The sequence below is a fragment of the Sphingomonas vulcanisoli genome, assembly GCF_011761305.1.
Classification (GTDB): Bacteria; Pseudomonadota; Alphaproteobacteria; order Sphingomonadales; family Sphingomonadaceae; genus Sphingomonas_I; species Sphingomonas_I vulcanisoli.
On the sequence record NZ_JAAOZC010000001.1, the window covers coordinates 211,137 to 228,092 of the forward strand.

Here is a 16,956-nt window from a genome sequence, read left to right on the forward strand (position 1 = left end):
ATTAGAGATGCCGATTACCGCTGCGCTCTGCCCGCCCACGCAGTACGGCGCTGTGCCAGCTATCCTTTGGCATAGACGCGGAGGAACAGCGCCACGCCACGGTCGACGCGGTCGACCAGATCGGCATGAAAGGCATCGATCTCCACGCCAAGCGCGAAGCGGAAGTTGCTGAATCCTTGCCACAGCCCGAACAACTCTTCGGCTGCGGTAGCCGGGTCGATGGCGACTAGTTGGCCGCTATCCTGCGCTCGTTCGAGCAGCGCGATGAGGTTCGCGTGGGTCCGGCCAGGCCCCAATCGATAGAAGCTCGACGCCAGATCGGGGTGGCGGCGAAGCTCGCCGGCGACCACTGCATAGAAATCCACCGCCGGCTTGCTCGCGAGAAAGGACATGATGCCGATGCCGAAGGCGCGCAGCGCCCCGGCTAGGTCGGCGTCCTGCATTGGCGCCCCGATCACCTGCGCCGCCTCGATACGCTCCATTTCCCGCAGCACGGCCGCTTCGAACAGCGCGGCGCGATCGGCATAATGGCGGTAGAGCGTCACCTTGGAGACGCCGGCCCGCCGCGCGATCAACTCGATCGAGGTCGCTGCGATGCCGCGGTCCAGAAACAGCGACCAGGCGGCATCGAGGATGGCGACAGCCTTCGCGGCGTCGCTCGGCCGCCCGCCCGCCCGCTTCAGATTCACCGGCCGTTTCATTGAAAGGATTGACCGGCGCGCGCGGATCGAGTTAGTGAACGGTATCGTTCACGAACATAAGCGAGACAGGAAATGGCGTTCGAAGGTCGATGCCTGTGCGGCGCGGTGACGTTCAGTTCGGTTGGGTCGCCGGTGTTCATGGGCAACTGCTATTGCAGCGACTGCCGCCGCGAAAGTGGCACTGGCCACATCACAGCCGTCGCGGTGCCGGAGGCGACACTGACCGTCCGTGGCGAAACGCGCGAGTTCGTGAAGCCCGCCGACAGCGGCGAGACGATCACGAACGTCTTCTGCCCGGTTTGCGCGACGACGCTGTTCACCCGGCCCTCCGGGCTGCCGGGGCTTGCCCTGCTGCGCGCTGGCACGCTCGACGATCCGACAGCCGTCAATCCGCAGGTGAACATGTATGTCGCTGCGGCGACGAAGTGGGATCGTCCTGTCGCGGGCCTGCACGATTTCGTCGGCATGGCTTCCGGCGTCTGACCGCGCTCGGCGTGCGCGAACAGGCTGATTACGGTATAGACGCGCCAGGTGTCCGGCGCGCGATGGCAACGGTCGGCGCGATCGGGCTCGGGGCTGGCATCGGTCTTTCGATCGTCGCTGCTCATTCCGCCGGGAACCTTCCCGCGGCGATTCGGGTGACCAGGATTTTTCTACTGCTGGTCGGGCTCTACGGCTCGGGCATGGCCTGTTATATGACCTACGGCAGCCGGGTCGGGAAACTGCGCACGCGCAAGCGCCTCCTCGACCTCGCTACTCGCTTCCGTCCCTGGTCTGGCGCCGAACAGGTGCTCGACGTCGGCTGCGGTCGCGGGCTCCTGCTCATCGAAGCGGCCCGACGCCTTACGTCCGGCCACGCGAACGGCGTTGATCTCTGGCGATCCGAGGATCAGTCGGCGAACGCGCCAGAGGCGGCGCTCCGCAACGCGCGGATCGAGGGCGTCGCCCACCGCGTGTCGATCCGGACCGGCGACGCGCGCGAGTTGCCGTTCCCCGCTCAGTCGTTCGATCTGGTGATGTCGCATTGGGTTCTGCACAACCTGCCTACCGATGCCCAGCGATCGCAAGCGGTGGGCGAGATGGTGCGGGTATTGAAACCGGGCGGGCTGATCCTTCTCGCTGACATCAAGTACCATACGGCCTATCGTGCGATGCTGCGGAAGACAGGTTTGGTTGAACGCCGGGCGGACAATGGCGGCTGGCGTTCGTCGATCATCGGCGCGCTCAGCAGCGGCAGCTTCCGGCCGGCCGAGATCATCGCCGAACTGCCAGTGAAATGAGCGTCGACCAGGATTGAGCGAAGGCCGCGCGGCAGCGCTGAAATGCTGGAGCAACCATAAACACCGGCAAGAACGCGGTCCGCGCAGGAACCATTCGAACTTTCAGTCCGACAGTGGCCGTCGACGCTAATACGCTGGCGTATCAGCGACGGTGCCGAAGCATGAACGGCGGCACACGGCGGTATTTGGCGCGCCCGGCTGGATTCGAACCAGCGACCACAGGCTTAGAAGGCATGTGCTCTATCCAGCTGAGCTACGGGCGCCCACGGGAGCCGATAGCGTGGATTGCTTAGGAGCGGAACCTCGATAGTCTGGTGGCATGGACACTCTCCCCAAACCCGCCCACGGCACCGTCGCGATCGCGGCCAATGCGCTGCAGGGGCGATCGCTGCGCTATTTCGATTTCGCGATGGTGGGGTTCGTCACCATCCTGCTGCTGTCCAACGTCATCGGCGCGGGCAAGGTGGCGATCGTGCATCTGCCGATCATCGGCGCCTGGCCGTTCGGCGCGGGCATCCTGTTCTTTCCGCTGAGTTATCTGCTCGGAGACGTGCTGACCGAGGTCTACGGCTATGCCCGGGCGCGGCGTTGCATCTGGGCGGGGTTGGGCGCCATGCTGTTCATGGCCTTCATGAGCTTCGTCGTCGTGGCGCTGCCGCCGGCGCCGACCTGGACGGGGCAGGCGGCGTACGAGCAGGTGTTCGGCCAGGTGCCGCGCATCGTCTTCGCCTCGATCGTCGCTTTCTGGATCGGCGAATTCGCCAACAGCTTCGTGCTGGCGCGGATGAAGGTCTGGACGGGCGGGCGGATGCTGTGGACGCGGACGATCGGATCGACGGTGGTGGCCGAGGGCATCGATAGCCTGGTCTTCTATCCGCTCGCTTTCCTGGGCGCGGTGGGCTGGACGAGCGGGCTGGTGGTGCAGGTGCTGCTCACCCAATGGGCGCTCAAGGTGGCGTGGGAGGTGCTGCTGACGCCGGTGACCTATGCGGTGGTTGGCTTCCTCAAGCGCCGCGAGGGCATCGACGTGTTCGACGAGCGCACCAATTTCTCGCCCTTCACGCTCAAGGCCTGACGGCGTGCCTTCGGGATCGCCCCGCTTTGGAGGGGATGGCCTTGATCCGAGATACAACCTAAGCTTGGCGCCATGAACTTCCTGCGCACGCTGTTCTGGATCGTCGTGACGGTGGTGGTGGTCGTCTTTTCGGTCAACAATTGGACGACCGTGACGATCAACCTGTGGGGCGGGCTTCAGGCCGATTCCAAGCTGCCGCTGCTGCTGCTGATCGCCTTCCTCATCGGCTTCGTGCCGCTCTACATCTGGCACCGCGCGCATCGCTGGCAGACCGCCAAGCGTGTGGCCGCGCTGGAGACCGTGATGCCGGTCACGCCTCCAACGCCGGCTTCCATCGCGGAGCCGCCGCTATCGGATACATTCTGATGGCTGGCCGCATTTTCGTCGCGATCGATACGCCCGATCTCGCCCGCGCGCTGGCGATCGGGCAGAAACTCCGGGGCCATGCCGGTGGGCTCAAGCTGGGCCTCGAATTCTTCTGCGCCAACGGCGCGGTGGGCGTGCGGGAGATGGCGGGGCTCGGCCTGCCGATTTTTCTCGATCTAAAGCTGCACGATATTCCGAACACGGTGGCGAGCGCGGTGCAGGCGCTGCACGGCATCGAACCCGCGGTCCTCACCGTTCATGCCGCCGGCGGGCGGGCGATGATGGAAGATGCCAAGGCCGCCGCATCGCCGGGCACCAAGGTGGTCGCCGTCACCGTGTTGACCAGCCTCGATGGCGACGACCTCGACAGCATCGGCGTGGCCGCCGATCCGCATGAGCAGGTCGCGCGGCTGACGGGTCTGGCGCGGGAGGCTGGGCTCGACGGCGTGGTGTGCTCGGGCTTCGAGGTGGCGGCGGCGCGCAAGCTCTGGAAGGATGGCTTCTTCGTTGTCCCCGGTGTCCGCCCAGCAGGCGGCGCGATCGGCGATCAGAAACGGGTGATGACTCCCCGCGCTGCACTGGATGCGGGCGCGTCGATATTGGTGATCGGACGGCCTATCACCAAGGCCGAGGACCCGGATGCGGCGCTGAGGGCGATCGCAGCGACCTTATAGATCCTCCCCACGTTTTCGTGGGGAGGGGGACCGCCGCCGAAGGCGGTGGTGGAGGGGAAAAGCGTAACGGCGGACTCCCCTCCACCATGCTGCGCATGGTCCCCCTCCCCGGCGAAAGCTGGGGAGGATTTTAGGCCACGAACAACCTGTATCCCGCGAATACCAAAATCGCCGCGAGGATCGGGCGCACCCAGGTATCGGACAGCTTGTGGGTCAGGATCGATCCGACGATCACCGCGGGGATCGATCCCAGCAGCAGCTCCCCCAGCATCGTCAGATTGACGTTGCCGATCCAGAAATGGCCGAGCCCGGCGATGAAGGTCAGCGGTACGGCGTGGACGACGTCGGTCCCCACCAGCCGCCGCGCCGAAAGCCGGAACGGATAGAGCGTCAGCAGCATTGCCGCGCCCAGCGCGCCCGATCCCACCGAGGTCAGCGTGACGAGGAAGCCCAGGATCGCGCCAGCACCGATCGTGGCGGCGGGCTGCCAGGGCGAGGCCTTGATCGCGGTGGTCCGCGCGCCGGTTGCCCAGCGATGGATCGGTGCCTTGAAAAGCGTGGCGATCGCAGTGACGACCAGCACCGCGCCGAGGCCGTGCATGATCGTGCCGCTCTTGATCTGATGGAAATCGGCGCGCGACAGCCACCAGACGGTGAGCGCCGAGACGGGCAGGCTGCCGATCGCCAGCAGGCGGACGATCTTCCAGTCAGGCCCGCCGTGGCGCTGGTGGACCACGCCGCCCACCGTTTTGGTCAGCGCAGCGAACCACAGATCGGTGCCCACCGCGGTCGCGGGGGTGACGCCGAACAGCAGGATCAGGATCGGCGCCATCAGCGATCCCCCGCCGACCCCCGTCAACCCGACCGCCAGCCCGACGAAGGCACCCGCCAGCGGATACAACCAATCCATGCCGTCTCCCTGGCGCCTTATGCGCTTGGATTGCCACGCGGCGGCTGGCTGCGCCAGCGGGCGGCGGCGACTGTTTGCTTGCGTGGCATGAAGCTCGGCTTGTCGCCCGCGCCCGCACCGCGGCCTTGACCCGCTTCGGCCTCTCCCTCTATGGCGCGCGCCTGCCCCTCGGGGCGGGCTTGTGGCGGTTGTAGCTCAGTTGGTTAGAGCATCGGTTTGTGGTACCGAGGGTCGCGGGTTCAAGTCCCGTCATCCGCCCCATTTCCCCCAAAAACGGCTACGAACGGAAGCGTTTGCGCAGCGTGATGCGGAACGTGCGGCCAGTGGGGTTCAGATAGGCTTCGCTATAGGCGGACGGCACGTTGCCGAGGCGATCGTGGACCCGCAGGCGCGCGCCCAGCACATTATCCGCTGAAAGATTGAGGTTGCCTTTGATGCGCGGAAACAGGTGCGTGAGCCAGCGCTGATCGGCGAGATTGATCTGCCAGCGCAGATTGAGCGTGATCCCGTTGGAGAAGGTGAGATCGTTGGCCGGGTTCAGCGCATCATGCTCGCTGGTCGGCGTCTGCCAAACGCCGCTGACGTCGAGACTCATCGCATGCGTCGCAATGCTGGTCTGCAGCTCGACGCGATGGGTAGGGGTGCCGCCGGTATCGCTGATGAAATCGCCGTCGAGCAAATTGAGCGTCGGCTGGCCATCGACCAGCCGGATCTTATCCTGGAGCCCCCACGTATCGTAGAGCGCGATCTGGAACTGATCGCGGCGGGTGGAGGGGCTGCCGTCCTTATTGGGCCAATAGCTGCCGAAGCCGGTGGCGTAATTGATGCCCCAGCGGATTTGCTGGCTGCTGCGCCGCGCGGCGTTGATGGGCGTGACGTCGAGCGCGGTGAGATTGCCGTTCCGGCGGGTGAAGCGCGAGGGCAGGGCTGCCATCGTCTCCGCGGTCACCGCCGTCACGCTGACGACCGGATCGTGAGCGCGCTGGAGCGTATATTCGGCAGAAAGCGTCAGGTTGGCCGCCGGAAGGGGCTTGGCCTGGAGCCGCGCCTTCATCACATCGGCATTGCCGGCGATGAGATTGGTGGTGCCGCCCTCGGTGCGCTGGACGATCGCGGTGCCGCTGGTCACGAAATCATATTCGCGCAGATCCGGCGTGGTCAGCGCCGCCTGGCCAAGCTGCAGCAGCGTCGGCGCCTGGGTGCCGTGGCTGTAGGAGGCGAGGAAATCGATCGCCCGGATCGGCTGCCAATCGAATGTGCCGCCGACATCGGTGAGCGTTCCGAACGCGCTTACCGGGTGGGCCGCGCCATCGACGCCCACGGTCAGCTTGCCGATTGGCGAGTCGCGTGAGGTGAGCGGGAAATCGAGATTGCCCTGCGCGCTCCCCTCATCGCGCCTTAGCACCGCCGCCTGTTGCGGGGAGACGCTGCGGATGTCGCTGAACGCGAAGCCCGTCCGCACTGCCGCGGTGATCGCGCCGCCCGGCAGCGACCCGAGATCGCCATTGAGATAGAAGTCGCCGCTTGCCCGCCGCGTTGTCGTCGATACGCAACCCGCCGCAGCCAGCGTCGCGCAGCGGTCGCCGAGCAAACCGGGGGAGGGGAGCAGGATCGTATCGAGCCCGCCGTCGCCGAAGGCGCTGGTGGTGCGGGTCTCGCGCGTGGTCTCGTCGAGCCGGCCGATCGCGGACCAGCGCCAGCGCGCGGCCTTGCCGTTCAGCGTCAGGCTGGTGCCGGCATGCACCGTCTGATCGAGCCGGTGATAGGGGCCGCTGATCAGATCGCTGAGACCCTGCGACGTGAGCAGATCGGCGTCGATCTGCGACAGGCCCGGCCGGCTCTGAACCGAATCGAGATCGAGCGAGGCGTTGAGTTCGGCGTTGGTCGCGCCGATCATCCGGTTGACGGTGCCGGCGGCGGTCAGGTGATCGGTCTGGCTCGCCAGCGTATGATTAGGGATCTGCGTTCCGCTGGGAACCGCGCCGGGCGCGGCGACCGTCGTGCCCGCGTACAGCGCATCCTGATGGCTGAAATCCAGCCCCGCGTTCCAATGCGAGGTCTCGCCGATGCGGATCAGATCGATCTTGGTGCGGTAGATATTGTGCCAATTCTCCGGCGCGGCGGTGTAGCGGCCGACCAGCGTCAGGGCGCGATAATTGTCTCGCAGCACCACGTTGACGACCCGCTGTCCGGGGCCATAGCCATATTGCAGCGCGACCGTATCCGGGAAGATGTCGATCCGCGCGACCGACTCGGGCGGGAAATCCTTGATCGACGAGAAGCCCGCGATCCGCTGGCCGTTGACCAGCACGATCGGGGCGCGGCTTTGCTCGTCCGGCGCCGCGGGCGAGGTGCCGAGTTCGGGCGCGAGCTCCTTGAAGACCTCGGTCAGGTCGACCGCGCCGAGCGACTGGATCACCACGTTGTTGAGGCTGACCTCGGGCGGGATTTCGGTGTGGACGTCGGTATGCGGCCGCGCCGTGACGATGATATCGTCCTGCAGCGAATTGGGCACGCTGGGCTCGGGTTCGAGGGGATTGCCCCTCGCCGGCGGCGCTGCCCCGATCGCGGCGGTCGGAACGCCTGCGCTCACGCAGAGGGCGCCCACCAGGAGAAGCGCCGGAGGGAGCGCCCGTGATACCGCGCCCGTCACCCCGGTCGCGGAGCCTTTGTTCATTGTCACACTCGATCCCGTGACTGTCGCCCTACCCGACATCCGCCGCGATGATGCGGCCCGGTCGCTGACCCGCGCCTTGTGAGGCGCTGGATGGCTGCAGAATGTACAAAGATGCGAGCGGATCGCCGAGGGTTACGGTTCCGGCACCATCGCAGCTTCGGCGGGGATCAGTCCGCGCTGTCGTTCACGATAGGCGGTGTAGATGCCGCTGGCGGCAATCAGCGCCGCGCCCGCCAGCATCGTCGCGGTCGGCGGTGTTGCGAACAGGAACCAGCCGATCAGCGTCGCCCAGATGATCTGGAGATAGTCGAACGGCACCACCACCGCGACGGGTGCGAAGCGTACGGATGCGGTCGATGCCAGTTGGCCGATTCCGCCGAGCACACCGCCGCTCAGCAGGATCATGGTCAGGCCGGGCCCGTGCCGCACGCCGAGCCACGGCAGCGCCGCCGCGGCGGCGGCCGTAGTGAACAGCGTGAACCAGAAGACGATTGCGCTCGGGCTTTCGGTCTTGCCGATCTGGCGTAGCGTGATCGCAACCGCCGCCTGCCCGAGCGAGGCGAACAGCGCGATGATGACCCCGAAGGTCGAAACGTGGCCGCCGCCGGGCCGCGTCACGAGCAGCACGCCGAGGAAACCGACGACCACCGCGATCCAGCGCCGCGATCCGACTTCTTCCCGCAGCACCAAAGCGGAGAGCACGGTTGCGCTGATCGCCGATGAATAGGAGAGCGAAACCGCCGTCGCGATCGGCAGCAGCGCCAGAGCGCCGAACGCGGCCACCATCGAGACGAGGCCGATGCAACAGCGGGTCAGGTGCTTGAGCGGTTGGCGAGTGCGGACCGCCGCGGCGCCGCCGTGCAGCAGCGCCCATCCGACCACGACCGGCAGCGCGCCGACGCTGCGGTAGAAGATCAGATCGTCAACGGTGGCACCCCGATCGCTGGCATATTTCATAAAGGCACCCATGACTGCGAAGCTCGTCGCGGTCAGGCAGCGTAGCGCCACCCCGAGCAACGGACGTTCGGCAGGGGGGGGAGCGGCCAGCATGAGGAGGCCTTGGCGCGCACCACGCGGCGGGGCAAGCGACGAGCCGCACTTTCCAGCAGCCGCATCGTGGTTTATCGACTGCCGCAACCACATGCACCGCTTCGCCAATCCCGCCCGCTTCATCGCCCTCGCCCGCCCGCTGACCGCCTGGTTCGGGTGGAGCGGTGCGCTGTTGATCCTGATTGCGCTGGGCGGCGGGTTGACGGTGACGCCCTCGGACTATCTGCAGGGCGAGACGGTGCGGATCATGTACATTCACGTGCCTGCGGCCTGGCTTGGCATGGCGGGCTGGGGCGGGATCGCGGCGGCGAGTTTCCTGCAACTGGTCTGGCGGCATCCGCTGGCGGCGGTGGCGGCGCGCGCCCTGGCGGTGCCGGGCGCGGTGTTCGCCGCGATCTGCCTCGCTTCCGGATCAATCTGGGGCCGGCCGACCTGGGGCACCTGGTGGGTGTGGGACGGGCGGCTGACCTCGATGCTCGTCCTGTTCTTTCTGTATCTGGCTTATATCGCGCTGGCGCAGGCGGCAGGGCGCGAGGAGAGCGGCCAGCGCCTCACCGCGCTGTTCGGGCTCATCGGGGCGGTCAACCTGCCGATCATCCATTTCTCGGTGCTGTGGTGGAGTACGCTGCATCAAGGATCGAGCATCGGCCTGACCGGCACGTCGATCGACAAGAGCCTGCTCTGGCCGCTGCCGCTGGCTTTCTTCGGCTTTACCTTGCTGTTCGCCAGCATCGTATTGATGCGAATGCGGACCTTCCTCGCCGATGCCAAGGTCGAGGCGCGCCTGCGCCGGATGGCGGCGGCATGAGCGCCGTTCGATGATTGGCGGCTGGGCCTTCGTGCTGGCGGCTTATGCCGTGGCCGGCGTCGGGACTGTGGTGCTGACGCTGTGGTCCATCGCCGCGCTGCGCCGCGCCGAGCGGAGGGCGGATGCGCTCCGCGACCGTTAGGTGAAGGCCAAGAATCAGAGATTGACGCTGGCGTTGCTGGCGGTGGCGGCGGTCATCGGCGCCGCCTTGCTCGCGATGTCGGCGCTCAAGGATCAGGCCGCGTATTTCTACACGCCGGGCGATGCGGTGCGCGATCATCTGCCGCCCGATAAAGCGATACGGCTCGGCGGCATGGTGCCGAAGGGATCGATCCAGCATTTTCCCGACGGCGTGACGATCCGCTTCCTCGTCACCGATGGCCAGGCGACCGTGCCGGTGCGCTATTCGGGCATCGTGCCCGCGCTGTTCCGCGAAGGATCGGGCGTGGTGGCGGATGGGCGTTTCGATGCGAGCGGTCTGTTCATGGCCGACCAGATCCTGGCCAAGCATGACGAACGCTACATGCCGCCGCAGGTCGCGGGCGCGATGCACAAAACGAAGAGTCTGAAATGATTGCGGAGGCGGGCCTTGCCGCGCTGTGGCTGGGCGCGGCGCTGTGTGCGCTGCAACTGGTGGCGGCGGTTCTCTCTCTTTCCGCTCGTGTCGAGCGAAGTCGAGACACGTTCGACACCGCGCCCGGCGGCACGTCCCTCGACTTTGCTCGGGACGAACGGGGTTTGAGTGGGCTCATCCGCCCCGTCGCCGTCGCGCAGGCGGTGCTGACGGCGCTCGCCTTCGCCTGTCTGATCGCCGTCTTCATCACCGTCGATCTTTCCGTGAAGCTGGTCGTCGAGAATGACGGCGTCGGCCGACCGTTGATGTACCGCTTCTCCGGCACGTGGGGGAACCACGAGGGATCGATGCTGATGTGGGTGTCGATCCTGGCGGTCGGCGGGGCGGCGGTCGCGCTGATCGAGCGGCGGCTGGAAGAGCGGACCCTGATCGCCACGCTCGGCGGGCAGGCGGTAATCGGGCTCGGCTTCTACGCTTTCCTGCTGTTCGCCTCGAACCCCTTTGCCCGGCTCGATCCGGCGGCGCCGGCGGGGCAGGGGCTCAATCCGCTGCTCGAAGATCCCGGCTTGGCCTTCCATCCGCCGACGCTCTACATCGGCTATGTCGGCCTCTCGATCGCTTTCTCCTTCGCGATCGGTGCCTTGGTGACGCGCGATGTCCGCCCGGCGTTCGCCCGTGCGATGCGGCCGTGGGTGCTGGGCGCGTGGATTTTCCTGACGATCGGCATCACCGCGGGCAGCTATTGGGCTTATTATGAGCTCGGCTGGGGCGGCTGGTGGTTCTGGGATCCGGTGGAGAATGCGTCTTTGATGCCATGGCTGGCGGCGACGGCGCTGCTCCATTCGGTGACCGTGCTGGCGACGCGCGATGGCCTGCGCGCCTGGACGGTGATGCTGGCGGTCGTCGCTTTCTCGATGAGCATGATCGGCACCTTCCTGGTGCGCTCCGGTATCCTGACCAGCGTTCACGCCTTCGCTGTCGATCCCCGGCGGGGCAGCTTTCTGCTCGCGCTCCTGATCCTTTATATCGGCGGGGCGCTGGCGTTGTTCGCGCTGCGGGTCGGCACGGTGCGGGAAGGCTCGCGCTTCGATGTCGTCAGCCGTGAGGGTGCGCTGGTGATCAACAATTTGCTCCTCTCGGTAATCCTCGGCATCGTGCTGATCGGCACGCTCTATCCGCTGGTGGTCGAGGCGTTCGGCGACAAGATTTCGGTCGGCCCGCCCTATTTCAACGCCACCGCCGGCCCACTGGCGCTCCTCCTGCTGATCGTGATGGCGGCCGGCCCGATGATGCGGTGGCGGCGCGAGCAACTCGGGATCATCGCGCGACGACTGATCGTGCCCGCGCTGGTGCTGATTGTGGCGCTGGTGGCGGTGAAGGCGCTGCACCCGGCGATCGGCCTCTGGCCGCTGTTGGGTCTTGCCGTCGCGGCCGGCGTCGGGCTGGCGAGCTTGGCGCCGTTGTGGGGCCGCAACCTGCGCCGCACGCCGCTCCACACCTGGGGTATGGTGATCGCCCACTTCGGCATCGCCGTGGCCTTGGCGGGGATGGCGAGCGATAGCGCCTTTACGCAGGAGCGTCTCGTCGCGGCCCGCGTCGGCGAGACGATGGCGATCGGGCCTTATCGCGTGACACTCGCCAATATCGCGCCCGATTTCGGGCCGGGCTGGACGGCGCTCAACGCGACGTTGGCCGTCAAGCGCGGCGCCGGTGCCGCTTACGAGCTTCACCCGCTCGCGCGCACCTATTGGACGCAGGGCACGCAGACCAGCGAGACCGCGATCCAGACCGTGCTCGACGGCCAGCTTTACACCGTACTCGGCGCGTCGGCGGGCGAGGGGCGGTGGCAGGTGCGGTTGTGGTGGAAGCCGTTCGTGACGTTGATCTGGGCGGGTGGGGCGCTGGTCGCGATCGGCGGTGTGTTGAGCCTGCTCGGCCGCCTGCTGCGCGAACGCCGCAACGAGCTCCGCAAGGCTGAGGTCTGGGCATGAAGCGGCAGCTGACGCTCTGGCTGCCGCTGGCGATCTTCATCGGGCTGGCGACCAGCTTCGTGCTCGGCCTGCGCAAGCCCGACGATCGCCTCGTCCCCTCGCATATGATCGGCATCACCGTGCCCGGCTTCGCGCTGCCCGCGATCGGCACGGATATCTCGGGGCTATCGGCGGCCGATCTCGCCACCGGCAAACCGCATCTCGTCAATTTCTTCGCCAGCTGGTGCGTGCCGTGCGCCGCCGAAGCGCCGCAACTGCAGGCGCTGGCGGCGCAGGGCGCGCCGATCCTCGGCATCGCGCTCCGCGATCGGCCCGCCGACATGCGTGCGTTCATCGCCCGCTATGGCAATCCTTACCGGAAGATCGGCATGGATCCGGACAGCCGCGTCCAGATCAATTTCGGCGGATCGGGTGTTCCGGAGACATTCGTCGTCGATGGCAAGGGCGTGATCCGCTACCAGAAGATCGGCCCGATCGCCGATAGCGAGGTGGGCGATTTGCTCGCCGCGCTGAAGACGGCGTCGTGAGGGCGGCAATTTTCTGCCGTGCTCCGGCGAAGGCCGGAGCGTTGGATAATCGGGCGCATCGCTTGTGGTTCTTGGCTCCGACCTTTGCCGGAGCACTGATGCTCTCGGTGCCGCTATACGCCGACAGCACCATGCCCGCCGCCCAGCTCGCCAACGTCCAGCTGCCCGATCCCGCGCAGGAAGCCAAAGCCAAAGCGCTGATGGAAACGCTACGCTGCCTTGTCTGTCAGGGGCAGTCGATCGCCGACAGCAATGCCGACCTCGCTGGTGATATGCGCAGCCTCGTGCGCCAGCGCATCGCAGCGGGCGAAAGCCCCGAGGCGATCCGCGCGTTCCTGATTGCCCGCTACGGCGATTGGGTAAGCTTCGCGCCGCCGATCGATCGCACCACCTGGCTGCTGTGGGCCGCTCCCGTGCTGTTCCTCGTCGCGGGCGGCGCGCTGGTGGCGGGGCGGCTGAGGCGGCGGCGATGATCGGCTGGTTGATCTTCCTCGTCCTGGCGATCGCGTTGCTCGGCCTTTTGGCGTGGCGGGTGCGGCTCGATCGCGGGCTGCTGATGCTCGCGGCGGCGGCCGTCGCGGTGGCCGCGGCGGGCTATAGTTGGCAGGGGCGTCCCGGTCTCGGTGGACACCCCGGTGAGGCGCTGCAGGATCGCAAGCCCGGCGAAACCGCCTTCGCGGACGAGCGGCACGATTGGATGGATAGTGTCGGGCCCGAGGCGCAGGTGCTCGATACCGCCGATGCCTTCATCCGCAACGGTGATCCCGATTATGCCGTGGGCGTGCTGCGCGGGGCGATCGCCCAGGCGCCGCGCAGCCCTATGCTGTGGATTGGCCTTGGCAACGCGCTCGTGCATTATGCGGACGGTCAGGTGACGCCCGCCGCTTACTTTGCGTTTGAGCGCGCGGCGCAGCTCTGGCCCGGCCACCCCGCGCCGCCCTATTTCCTTGGATTGGCTGAGGTGCTTTCTGGCAATGTCGATGCGGGAATGACGCGGTGGCGGCGTCTGCTGATGGAGGCCCCGCAGGATGCTCCATGGCGATCGGTCGTGGCCGAAAGGTTGATGCTGGTTCAGTCGCTGCGAAATAATGATGGAAAAATCGGTCCTTAACTCGGATCAATGGATTTTGTTCCGCGCCGCTTCCATTGGCGTTGCGTCAGATACCTAGAATAGAAGAGTATCGGGCAGTAGCGGGGCTGTTATCCATAATGACTGACCAGGCATCGGGCGGCGTGACTGCCTCGCTCCTGACCAGATTGCGGCGATCCGACGAGGTTACTGACTCGGAGGCCGTTCGTCTTGCGGGCGCGGTTTCACGGATGGAGAGTTTCGCGCCCCGCGCCACGGTTTGCCGCGCCCACGTCCCGCTGGACGTCAGCAAATTGCTGATCGACGGCTTCGTATCGCGGCAATGCACCTTGCTGGATGGCCGGCGCCAGATCCTCGCGATCCACGTACCTGGCGATTTCGTGGACCTGCATGCTTTCGCGCTCAAATATCTCGATCACGATGTCGTTGCCCTGACGACCGCTCGGCTTGCTGTGGTGCCGCACGAACAATTGCGCGAGATCACCGACAGCGAGCCCCACCTCACCCGGATGCTGTGGTTCGCGACTACCGTGGATGCCGCGATCCATCGCGAATGGATCGCCTCGCTCAGCCGATCGGCGATGGCGCGCGTGGCGCACTTGTTCTGTGAACTGCGGGCGCGGCTTGAGGTGGTGGGTCTCGCTGATCGTTCGGGCTATGCTCTGCCGCTGACGCAGATCGATCTCGCCGATGCGACATCGCTGACGCCGGTGCACGTCAACCGCACGCTCCGCCAGATGCGGGAGGCGGGGCTGCTCGATTTTCGCGCGGGCCGGGTGGAGATCGGCGATCTCGACGGGCTGATCCGCCTCGCCTCCTTCGATCCGCGCTATCTCTACCTCGACCGCACCGCGCGCTGACAGATTATATCGGCTCGCGAAGGGCATCCCCTTCAGTTGCCCGGCGGCCGGTCCTCCGGCAGATCATTGGTGAGTTCGGAACAGTCGGCCGCGGTTTTCCAGCTCATCCCATATTGGTTCTGTGCGCCGTTGAAGCAGCCGATCATCTGTTCTCGCAACGCGGCGACCGGCTGGCTGCGATGCCAGGCCGCTTCAAACTTGATGAAAGCCTTCTGCTCGTCGCGGAGACAATTGGTATAGCCGTCCTGATCACTGTGCAGCCAGTGGCAGTAATCCGATTCATAGGAGGGATAGTTGGTGGCGAGTGCGCTATCGATACGATCCACGCGCTCGTTGGAAAGCCTGAGATAGCGATAGCCGTAATAAGCGCCCACCGCGGCTAGGCCGAGCAAAATACAGCCCGCGATAATCAGCCGCCCGGTCCGAAAGTCGGGTGATCGAAGATATTTTTCGAACCGGTTGAGCTTCTTCTCGAACGCCCGCAGCCGTTGATCGAGAACATGAAGATCCATCAGTGCCCCCGCCGGCCTGATCGGGCAATGTCATGCAAAGTGTCGGTCACATTCCCCCGGCGTTCGCGCCCGCTTGGGGCCGACGCCGACCATAGGCGTGGCATGGATACCGGCGAATCGCAACGGGTGCGCGATACGCTGGAGCGGGCGAAGGGATTCGAACCCTCGACCCCGACCTTGGCAAGGTCGTGCTCTACCCCTGAGCTACGCCCGCTCGGCGTGTCGATCGAGAGGCGGAGCCCCTCGGGGAGGGGGGCTGATAGCGAAGGCTTTTCGCCGCGGCAAGTCCGCTTTTTCGCGGAGGCGCCATGCCGGCGCTCGTGGGTTGCATCCTGGCGGCAAGCGGGCATACGGGGCGCTACGCCCAGCCGCACAGCGAGAGAGCCCCTTTGGCAGTCAAGACCGTGCCCAGAGGACGGAAAGTGAGGGTGCTTGCCACGCTCGGCCCCGCGTCCTCCTCTCCGGAGATGATCCGCAAGCTGATGGTGGCGGGCGCCGATGCCTTCCGCATCAACATGAGCCATGGCGCCCATGCTGATAAAGAACCGCTGATAGCGGCGATCCGCGCGCTGGAAAAGGAAACCCGCCGCCCGAGCACGATTCTGTTCGATCTGCAGGGCCCGAAGCTGCGCGTCGGTAAGTTTGCGGGCGGCAGGGCGGTGCTGGAAACGGGCGCTGCCTTTACCCTTGATCGCGACGATATTCCTGGCGATGCCACCCGGGTCCGCCTGCCGCATCCCGAGATTTTCGCGGCGCTCGAAGTGGGCGCGCGGCTGTTGCTGGACGATGGCAAGCTGGTGCTGCGCGCGCTGGCGGTGAGCAACGACCGGATCGAGACCCGCGTCGAGGTCGGTGGGCCATTGTCCGACAATAAGGGGCTGAACGTGCCCGATGTCGTCGTGCCGATGGCGGCGCTGACTGAGAAGGACCGCCGTGATTTGAGCTTCGCGCTGGAGCAGCAGGCTGATTGGATCGCGCTCTCCTTCGTCCAGCGGCCCGAGGATGTTGCCGAGGCGCGGCGGCTGATCGGCGGCAAGGCTTCGTTGCTGGTGAAGATCGAGAAGCCCGCGGCACTCGATCGGCTGGAGGAGATATTGGAGCTGGCGGATGCGGTGATGGTCGCACGCGGCGATCTCGGCGTCGAGCTGCCGCCGCAGCAGGTGCCGCTGGCGCAGAAGCGTATCGTCTCTACCGCGCGGCGCATGGGGCGGCCCGTCGTCGTCGCCACACAGATGCTCGAATCGATGATCGTCGCGCCCACGCCGACGCGCGCAGAGGTGTCGGACGTCGCGACCGCCATCTATGACGGCGCCGATGCGGTGATGCTCTCGGCGGAAAGCGCGGCGGGTGCATGGCCCGAAGAATCGGTTGCGATGATGGACCGCATCGCGCTGGCGGTGGAAAGCGATCCCAGCTTCAACGCGCGCGTCCATTTCACAGAGACGTTGCCCGATGCCACCACCGCCGATGCGCTCAGCCAGGCGGCGCGTGACATCGCCGATACGGTAAGCGCGCGCGCGATCGTCTGCTTTACGATGTCGGGATCCTCGGCGCGGCGGATTGCGCGGGATCGGCCCGCGGTGCCGCTGCTGGTGCTCACGCCTAAGCTGGCGACGGCGCGCCGTTCCGGGCTGCTGTGGGGCGCGCACGCCGTCCAGACGCGCGAGGTCGGCAATTTCGAGGAAATGGTCGCCAAAGCCAAGCGCATGGTGCTGCGGCACAAGCTGGCGGCGGCGGGCGATCGCATCGTCATCATGGCAGGCGTTCCGTTCGGTACGCCGGGATCGACCAACGTCCTGATGGTCCAGCGGCTGACCGGGAGCGAACTGGACGGCTATCAGTGACGGTTAACCGTCATTCC

Annotated in this window: 19 protein-coding genes and 3 tRNA genes; 15 read left to right on the forward strand and 7 right to left on the reverse strand. The window is 66.3% G+C overall.

Annotation, left to right across the window (positions count from 1 at the left end; genetic code table 11):
- Nucleotides 1-59: 59 nt before the first annotated feature.
- On the reverse strand, nt 60-701 hold the full coding sequence (locus FHS31_RS01065) for a TetR/AcrR family transcriptional regulator (protein WP_167071190.1): 642 nt from the start codon (nt 699-701) through the stop codon (nt 60-62).
- Between the two features lie 72 nt (nt 702-773).
- Between FHS31_RS01065 and FHS31_RS01070 the strand changes: the two genes are divergently transcribed.
- Both FHS31_RS01070 and FHS31_RS01075 read left to right on the forward strand, forming a co-directional pair.
- On the forward strand, nt 774-1,184 hold the full coding sequence (locus tag FHS31_RS01070; protein WP_167071191.1) for a GFA family protein: 411 nt from the start codon (nt 774-776) through the stop codon (nt 1,182-1,184).
- A gap of 62 nt (nt 1,185-1,246) precedes the next feature.
- Complete coding sequence (locus FHS31_RS01075) at nt 1,247-1,981, forward strand: class I SAM-dependent methyltransferase (protein WP_167071192.1); 735 nt, start codon at nt 1,247-1,249, stop codon at nt 1,979-1,981.
- Nucleotides 1,982-2,167: 186 nt separating this feature from the next.
- On the opposite strand, the gene FHS31_RS01080 is transcribed toward FHS31_RS01075, so the two are convergent.
- Nucleotides 2,168-2,244: transfer RNA gene (locus FHS31_RS01080), tRNA-Arg, on the reverse strand.
- A 56-nt stretch (nt 2,245-2,300) separates the two neighbouring features.
- On the opposite strand from FHS31_RS01080, the gene FHS31_RS01085 reads away from it, so the two are divergent.
- From FHS31_RS01085 to pyrF, 3 genes are all read left to right on the forward strand, one after another.
- Nucleotides 2,301-3,056, forward strand: a complete 756-nt coding sequence (locus FHS31_RS01085; protein WP_167071193.1) for a queuosine precursor transporter — start codon at nt 2,301-2,303, stop codon at nt 3,054-3,056.
- Between the two features lie 72 nt (nt 3,057-3,128).
- Nucleotides 3,129-3,422 (forward strand): hypothetical protein, encoded by a 294-nt coding sequence (locus FHS31_RS01090; protein ID WP_167071194.1) that lies wholly within the window; start codon nt 3,129-3,131, stop codon nt 3,420-3,422.
- The gene (gene pyrF, locus FHS31_RS01095; RefSeq protein ID WP_167071195.1) at nt 3,422-4,096 is read left to right on the forward strand and encodes an orotidine-5'-phosphate decarboxylase; all 675 of its coding nucleotides are present in this window, start codon (nt 3,422-3,424) and stop codon (nt 4,094-4,096) included. Before FHS31_RS01090 ends, pyrF begins: the two co-directional genes overlap by 1 nt.
- Before the next feature lie 130 nt (nt 4,097-4,226).
- On the opposite strand, the gene FHS31_RS01100 is transcribed toward pyrF, so the two are convergent.
- A complete protein-coding gene (locus FHS31_RS01100; protein WP_167071196.1) occupies nt 4,227-5,006 on the reverse strand; it encodes a sulfite exporter TauE/SafE family protein in 780 nt (259 codons plus the stop codon).
- A gap of 184 nt (nt 5,007-5,190) precedes the next feature.
- On the opposite strand from FHS31_RS01100, the gene FHS31_RS01105 reads away from it, so the two are divergent.
- Nucleotides 5,191-5,267, forward strand: a tRNA-His gene (locus FHS31_RS01105).
- Nucleotides 5,268-5,283: 16 nt separating this feature from the next.
- On the opposite strand, the gene FHS31_RS01110 is transcribed toward FHS31_RS01105, so the two are convergent.
- Entirely contained in the window at nt 5,284-7,599 is a 2,316-nt protein-coding gene (locus FHS31_RS01110; protein ID WP_167071197.1) for a hypothetical protein, read from the reverse strand.
- Nucleotides 7,600-7,815: 216 nt separating this feature from the next.
- Nucleotides 7,816-8,733: a DMT family transporter gene (locus tag FHS31_RS01115; protein WP_167071198.1), complete on the reverse strand. Its 918-nt coding sequence runs from the start codon at nt 8,731-8,733 to the stop codon at nt 7,816-7,818.
- Between the two features lie 91 nt (nt 8,734-8,824).
- On the opposite strand from FHS31_RS01115, the gene ccmC reads away from it, so the two are divergent.
- From ccmC to FHS31_RS01150, 8 genes are all read left to right on the forward strand, one after another.
- Nucleotides 8,825-9,541: a heme ABC transporter permease CcmC gene (ccmC, locus tag FHS31_RS01120; protein WP_167071200.1), complete on the forward strand. Its 717-nt coding sequence runs from the start codon at nt 8,825-8,827 to the stop codon at nt 9,539-9,541.
- Between the two features lie 10 nt (nt 9,542-9,551).
- Entirely contained in the window at nt 9,552-9,683 is a 132-nt protein-coding gene (locus tag FHS31_RS16550; RefSeq protein ID WP_279587862.1) for a hypothetical protein, read from the forward strand.
- The gene (gene ccmE, locus FHS31_RS01125; RefSeq protein ID WP_167071202.1) at nt 9,684-10,115 is read left to right on the forward strand and encodes a cytochrome c maturation protein CcmE; all 432 of its coding nucleotides are present in this window, start codon (nt 9,684-9,686) and stop codon (nt 10,113-10,115) included.
- The gene (locus FHS31_RS01130) at nt 10,112-12,106 is read left to right on the forward strand and encodes a heme lyase CcmF/NrfE family subunit (protein ID WP_167071204.1); all 1,995 of its coding nucleotides are present in this window, start codon (nt 10,112-10,114) and stop codon (nt 12,104-12,106) included. Before ccmE ends, FHS31_RS01130 begins: the two co-directional genes overlap by 4 nt.
- Nucleotides 12,103-12,633 carry a DsbE family thiol:disulfide interchange protein gene (locus tag FHS31_RS01135; protein ID WP_167071205.1) on the forward strand — a complete coding sequence of 177 codons (531 nt, stop codon included), beginning with the start codon at nt 12,103-12,105 and terminating at the stop codon, nt 12,631-12,633. Before FHS31_RS01130 ends, FHS31_RS01135 begins: the two co-directional genes overlap by 4 nt.
- 98 nt (nt 12,634-12,731) lie before the next feature.
- Nucleotides 12,732-13,106: a cytochrome c-type biogenesis protein gene (locus tag FHS31_RS01140; RefSeq protein WP_167072011.1), complete on the forward strand. Its 375-nt coding sequence runs from the start codon at nt 12,732-12,734 to the stop codon at nt 13,104-13,106.
- Nucleotides 13,103-13,744 carry a tetratricopeptide repeat protein gene (locus FHS31_RS01145; protein WP_167071207.1) on the forward strand — a complete coding sequence of 214 codons (642 nt, stop codon included), beginning with the start codon at nt 13,103-13,105 and terminating at the stop codon, nt 13,742-13,744. The genes FHS31_RS01140 and FHS31_RS01145 overlap by 4 nt, the downstream gene beginning before the upstream one ends.
- 98 nt (nt 13,745-13,842) lie before the next feature.
- A complete protein-coding gene (locus FHS31_RS01150) occupies nt 13,843-14,583 on the forward strand; it encodes a Crp/Fnr family transcriptional regulator (RefSeq protein ID WP_167071209.1) in 741 nt (246 codons plus the stop codon).
- A 32-nt stretch (nt 14,584-14,615) separates the two neighbouring features.
- On the opposite strand, the gene FHS31_RS01155 is transcribed toward FHS31_RS01150, so the two are convergent.
- Nucleotides 14,616-15,095 carry a hypothetical protein gene (locus FHS31_RS01155; RefSeq protein ID WP_167071211.1) on the reverse strand — a complete coding sequence of 160 codons (480 nt, stop codon included), beginning with the start codon at nt 15,093-15,095 and terminating at the stop codon, nt 14,616-14,618.
- A 139-nt stretch (nt 15,096-15,234) separates the two neighbouring features.
- Nucleotides 15,235-15,309 (reverse strand) — tRNA-Gly (locus FHS31_RS01160).
- A gap of 175 nt (nt 15,310-15,484) precedes the next feature.
- Here FHS31_RS01160 and pyk point away from each other — a divergent pair.
- The gene (gene pyk / locus FHS31_RS01165; RefSeq protein ID WP_279587869.1) at nt 15,485-16,939 is read left to right on the forward strand and encodes a pyruvate kinase; all 1,455 of its coding nucleotides are present in this window, start codon (nt 15,485-15,487) and stop codon (nt 16,937-16,939) included.
- Nucleotides 16,940-16,956: the final 17 nt, after the last annotated feature.

Bases quoted from the DNA above. Each gene is read 5' to 3' on its own strand.
- FHS31_RS01140 (WP_167072011.1), top strand. From the start codon at position 12,732: ATGCTCTCGGTGCCGCTATACGCCGACAGCACCATGCCCGCCGCCCAG.
- FHS31_RS01090 (WP_167071194.1), top strand. From the start codon at position 3,129: ATGAACTTCCTGCGCACGCTGTTCTGGATCGTCGTGACGGTGGTGGTG.
- FHS31_RS16550 (WP_279587862.1), top strand. From the start codon at position 9,552: ATGATTGGCGGCTGGGCCTTCGTGCTGGCGGCTTATGCCGTGGCCGGC.
- FHS31_RS01150 (WP_167071209.1), top strand. From the start codon at position 13,843: ATGACTGACCAGGCATCGGGCGGCGTGACTGCCTCGCTCCTGACCAGA.
- FHS31_RS01070 (WP_167071191.1), top strand. From the start codon at position 774: ATGGCGTTCGAAGGTCGATGCCTGTGCGGCGCGGTGACGTTCAGTTCG.
- FHS31_RS01135 (WP_167071205.1), top strand. From the start codon at position 12,103: ATGAAGCGGCAGCTGACGCTCTGGCTGCCGCTGGCGATCTTCATCGGG.
- pyrF (WP_167071195.1), top strand. From the start codon at position 3,422: ATGGCTGGCCGCATTTTCGTCGCGATCGATACGCCCGATCTCGCCCGC.
- FHS31_RS01145 (WP_167071207.1), top strand. From the start codon at position 13,103: ATGATCGGCTGGTTGATCTTCCTCGTCCTGGCGATCGCGTTGCTCGGC.
- FHS31_RS01065 (WP_167071190.1), bottom strand. From the start codon at position 701: ATGAAACGGCCGGTGAATCTGAAGCGGGCGGGCGGGCGGCCGAGCGAC.
- FHS31_RS01130 (WP_167071204.1), top strand. From the start codon at position 10,112: ATGATTGCGGAGGCGGGCCTTGCCGCGCTGTGGCTGGGCGCGGCGCTG.
- FHS31_RS01085 (WP_167071193.1), top strand. From the start codon at position 2,301: ATGGACACTCTCCCCAAACCCGCCCACGGCACCGTCGCGATCGCGGCC.
- FHS31_RS01115 (WP_167071198.1), bottom strand. From the start codon at position 8,733: ATGCTGGCCGCTCCCCCCCCTGCCGAACGTCCGTTGCTCGGGGTGGCG.
- ccmC (WP_167071200.1), top strand. From the start codon at position 8,825: ATGCACCGCTTCGCCAATCCCGCCCGCTTCATCGCCCTCGCCCGCCCG.
- FHS31_RS01155 (WP_167071211.1), bottom strand. From the start codon at position 15,095: ATGGATCTTCATGTTCTCGATCAACGGCTGCGGGCGTTCGAGAAGAAG.
- FHS31_RS01075 (WP_167071192.1), top strand. From the start codon at position 1,247: ATGGCAACGGTCGGCGCGATCGGGCTCGGGGCTGGCATCGGTCTTTCG.
- FHS31_RS01100 (WP_167071196.1), bottom strand. From the start codon at position 5,006: ATGGATTGGTTGTATCCGCTGGCGGGTGCCTTCGTCGGGCTGGCGGTC.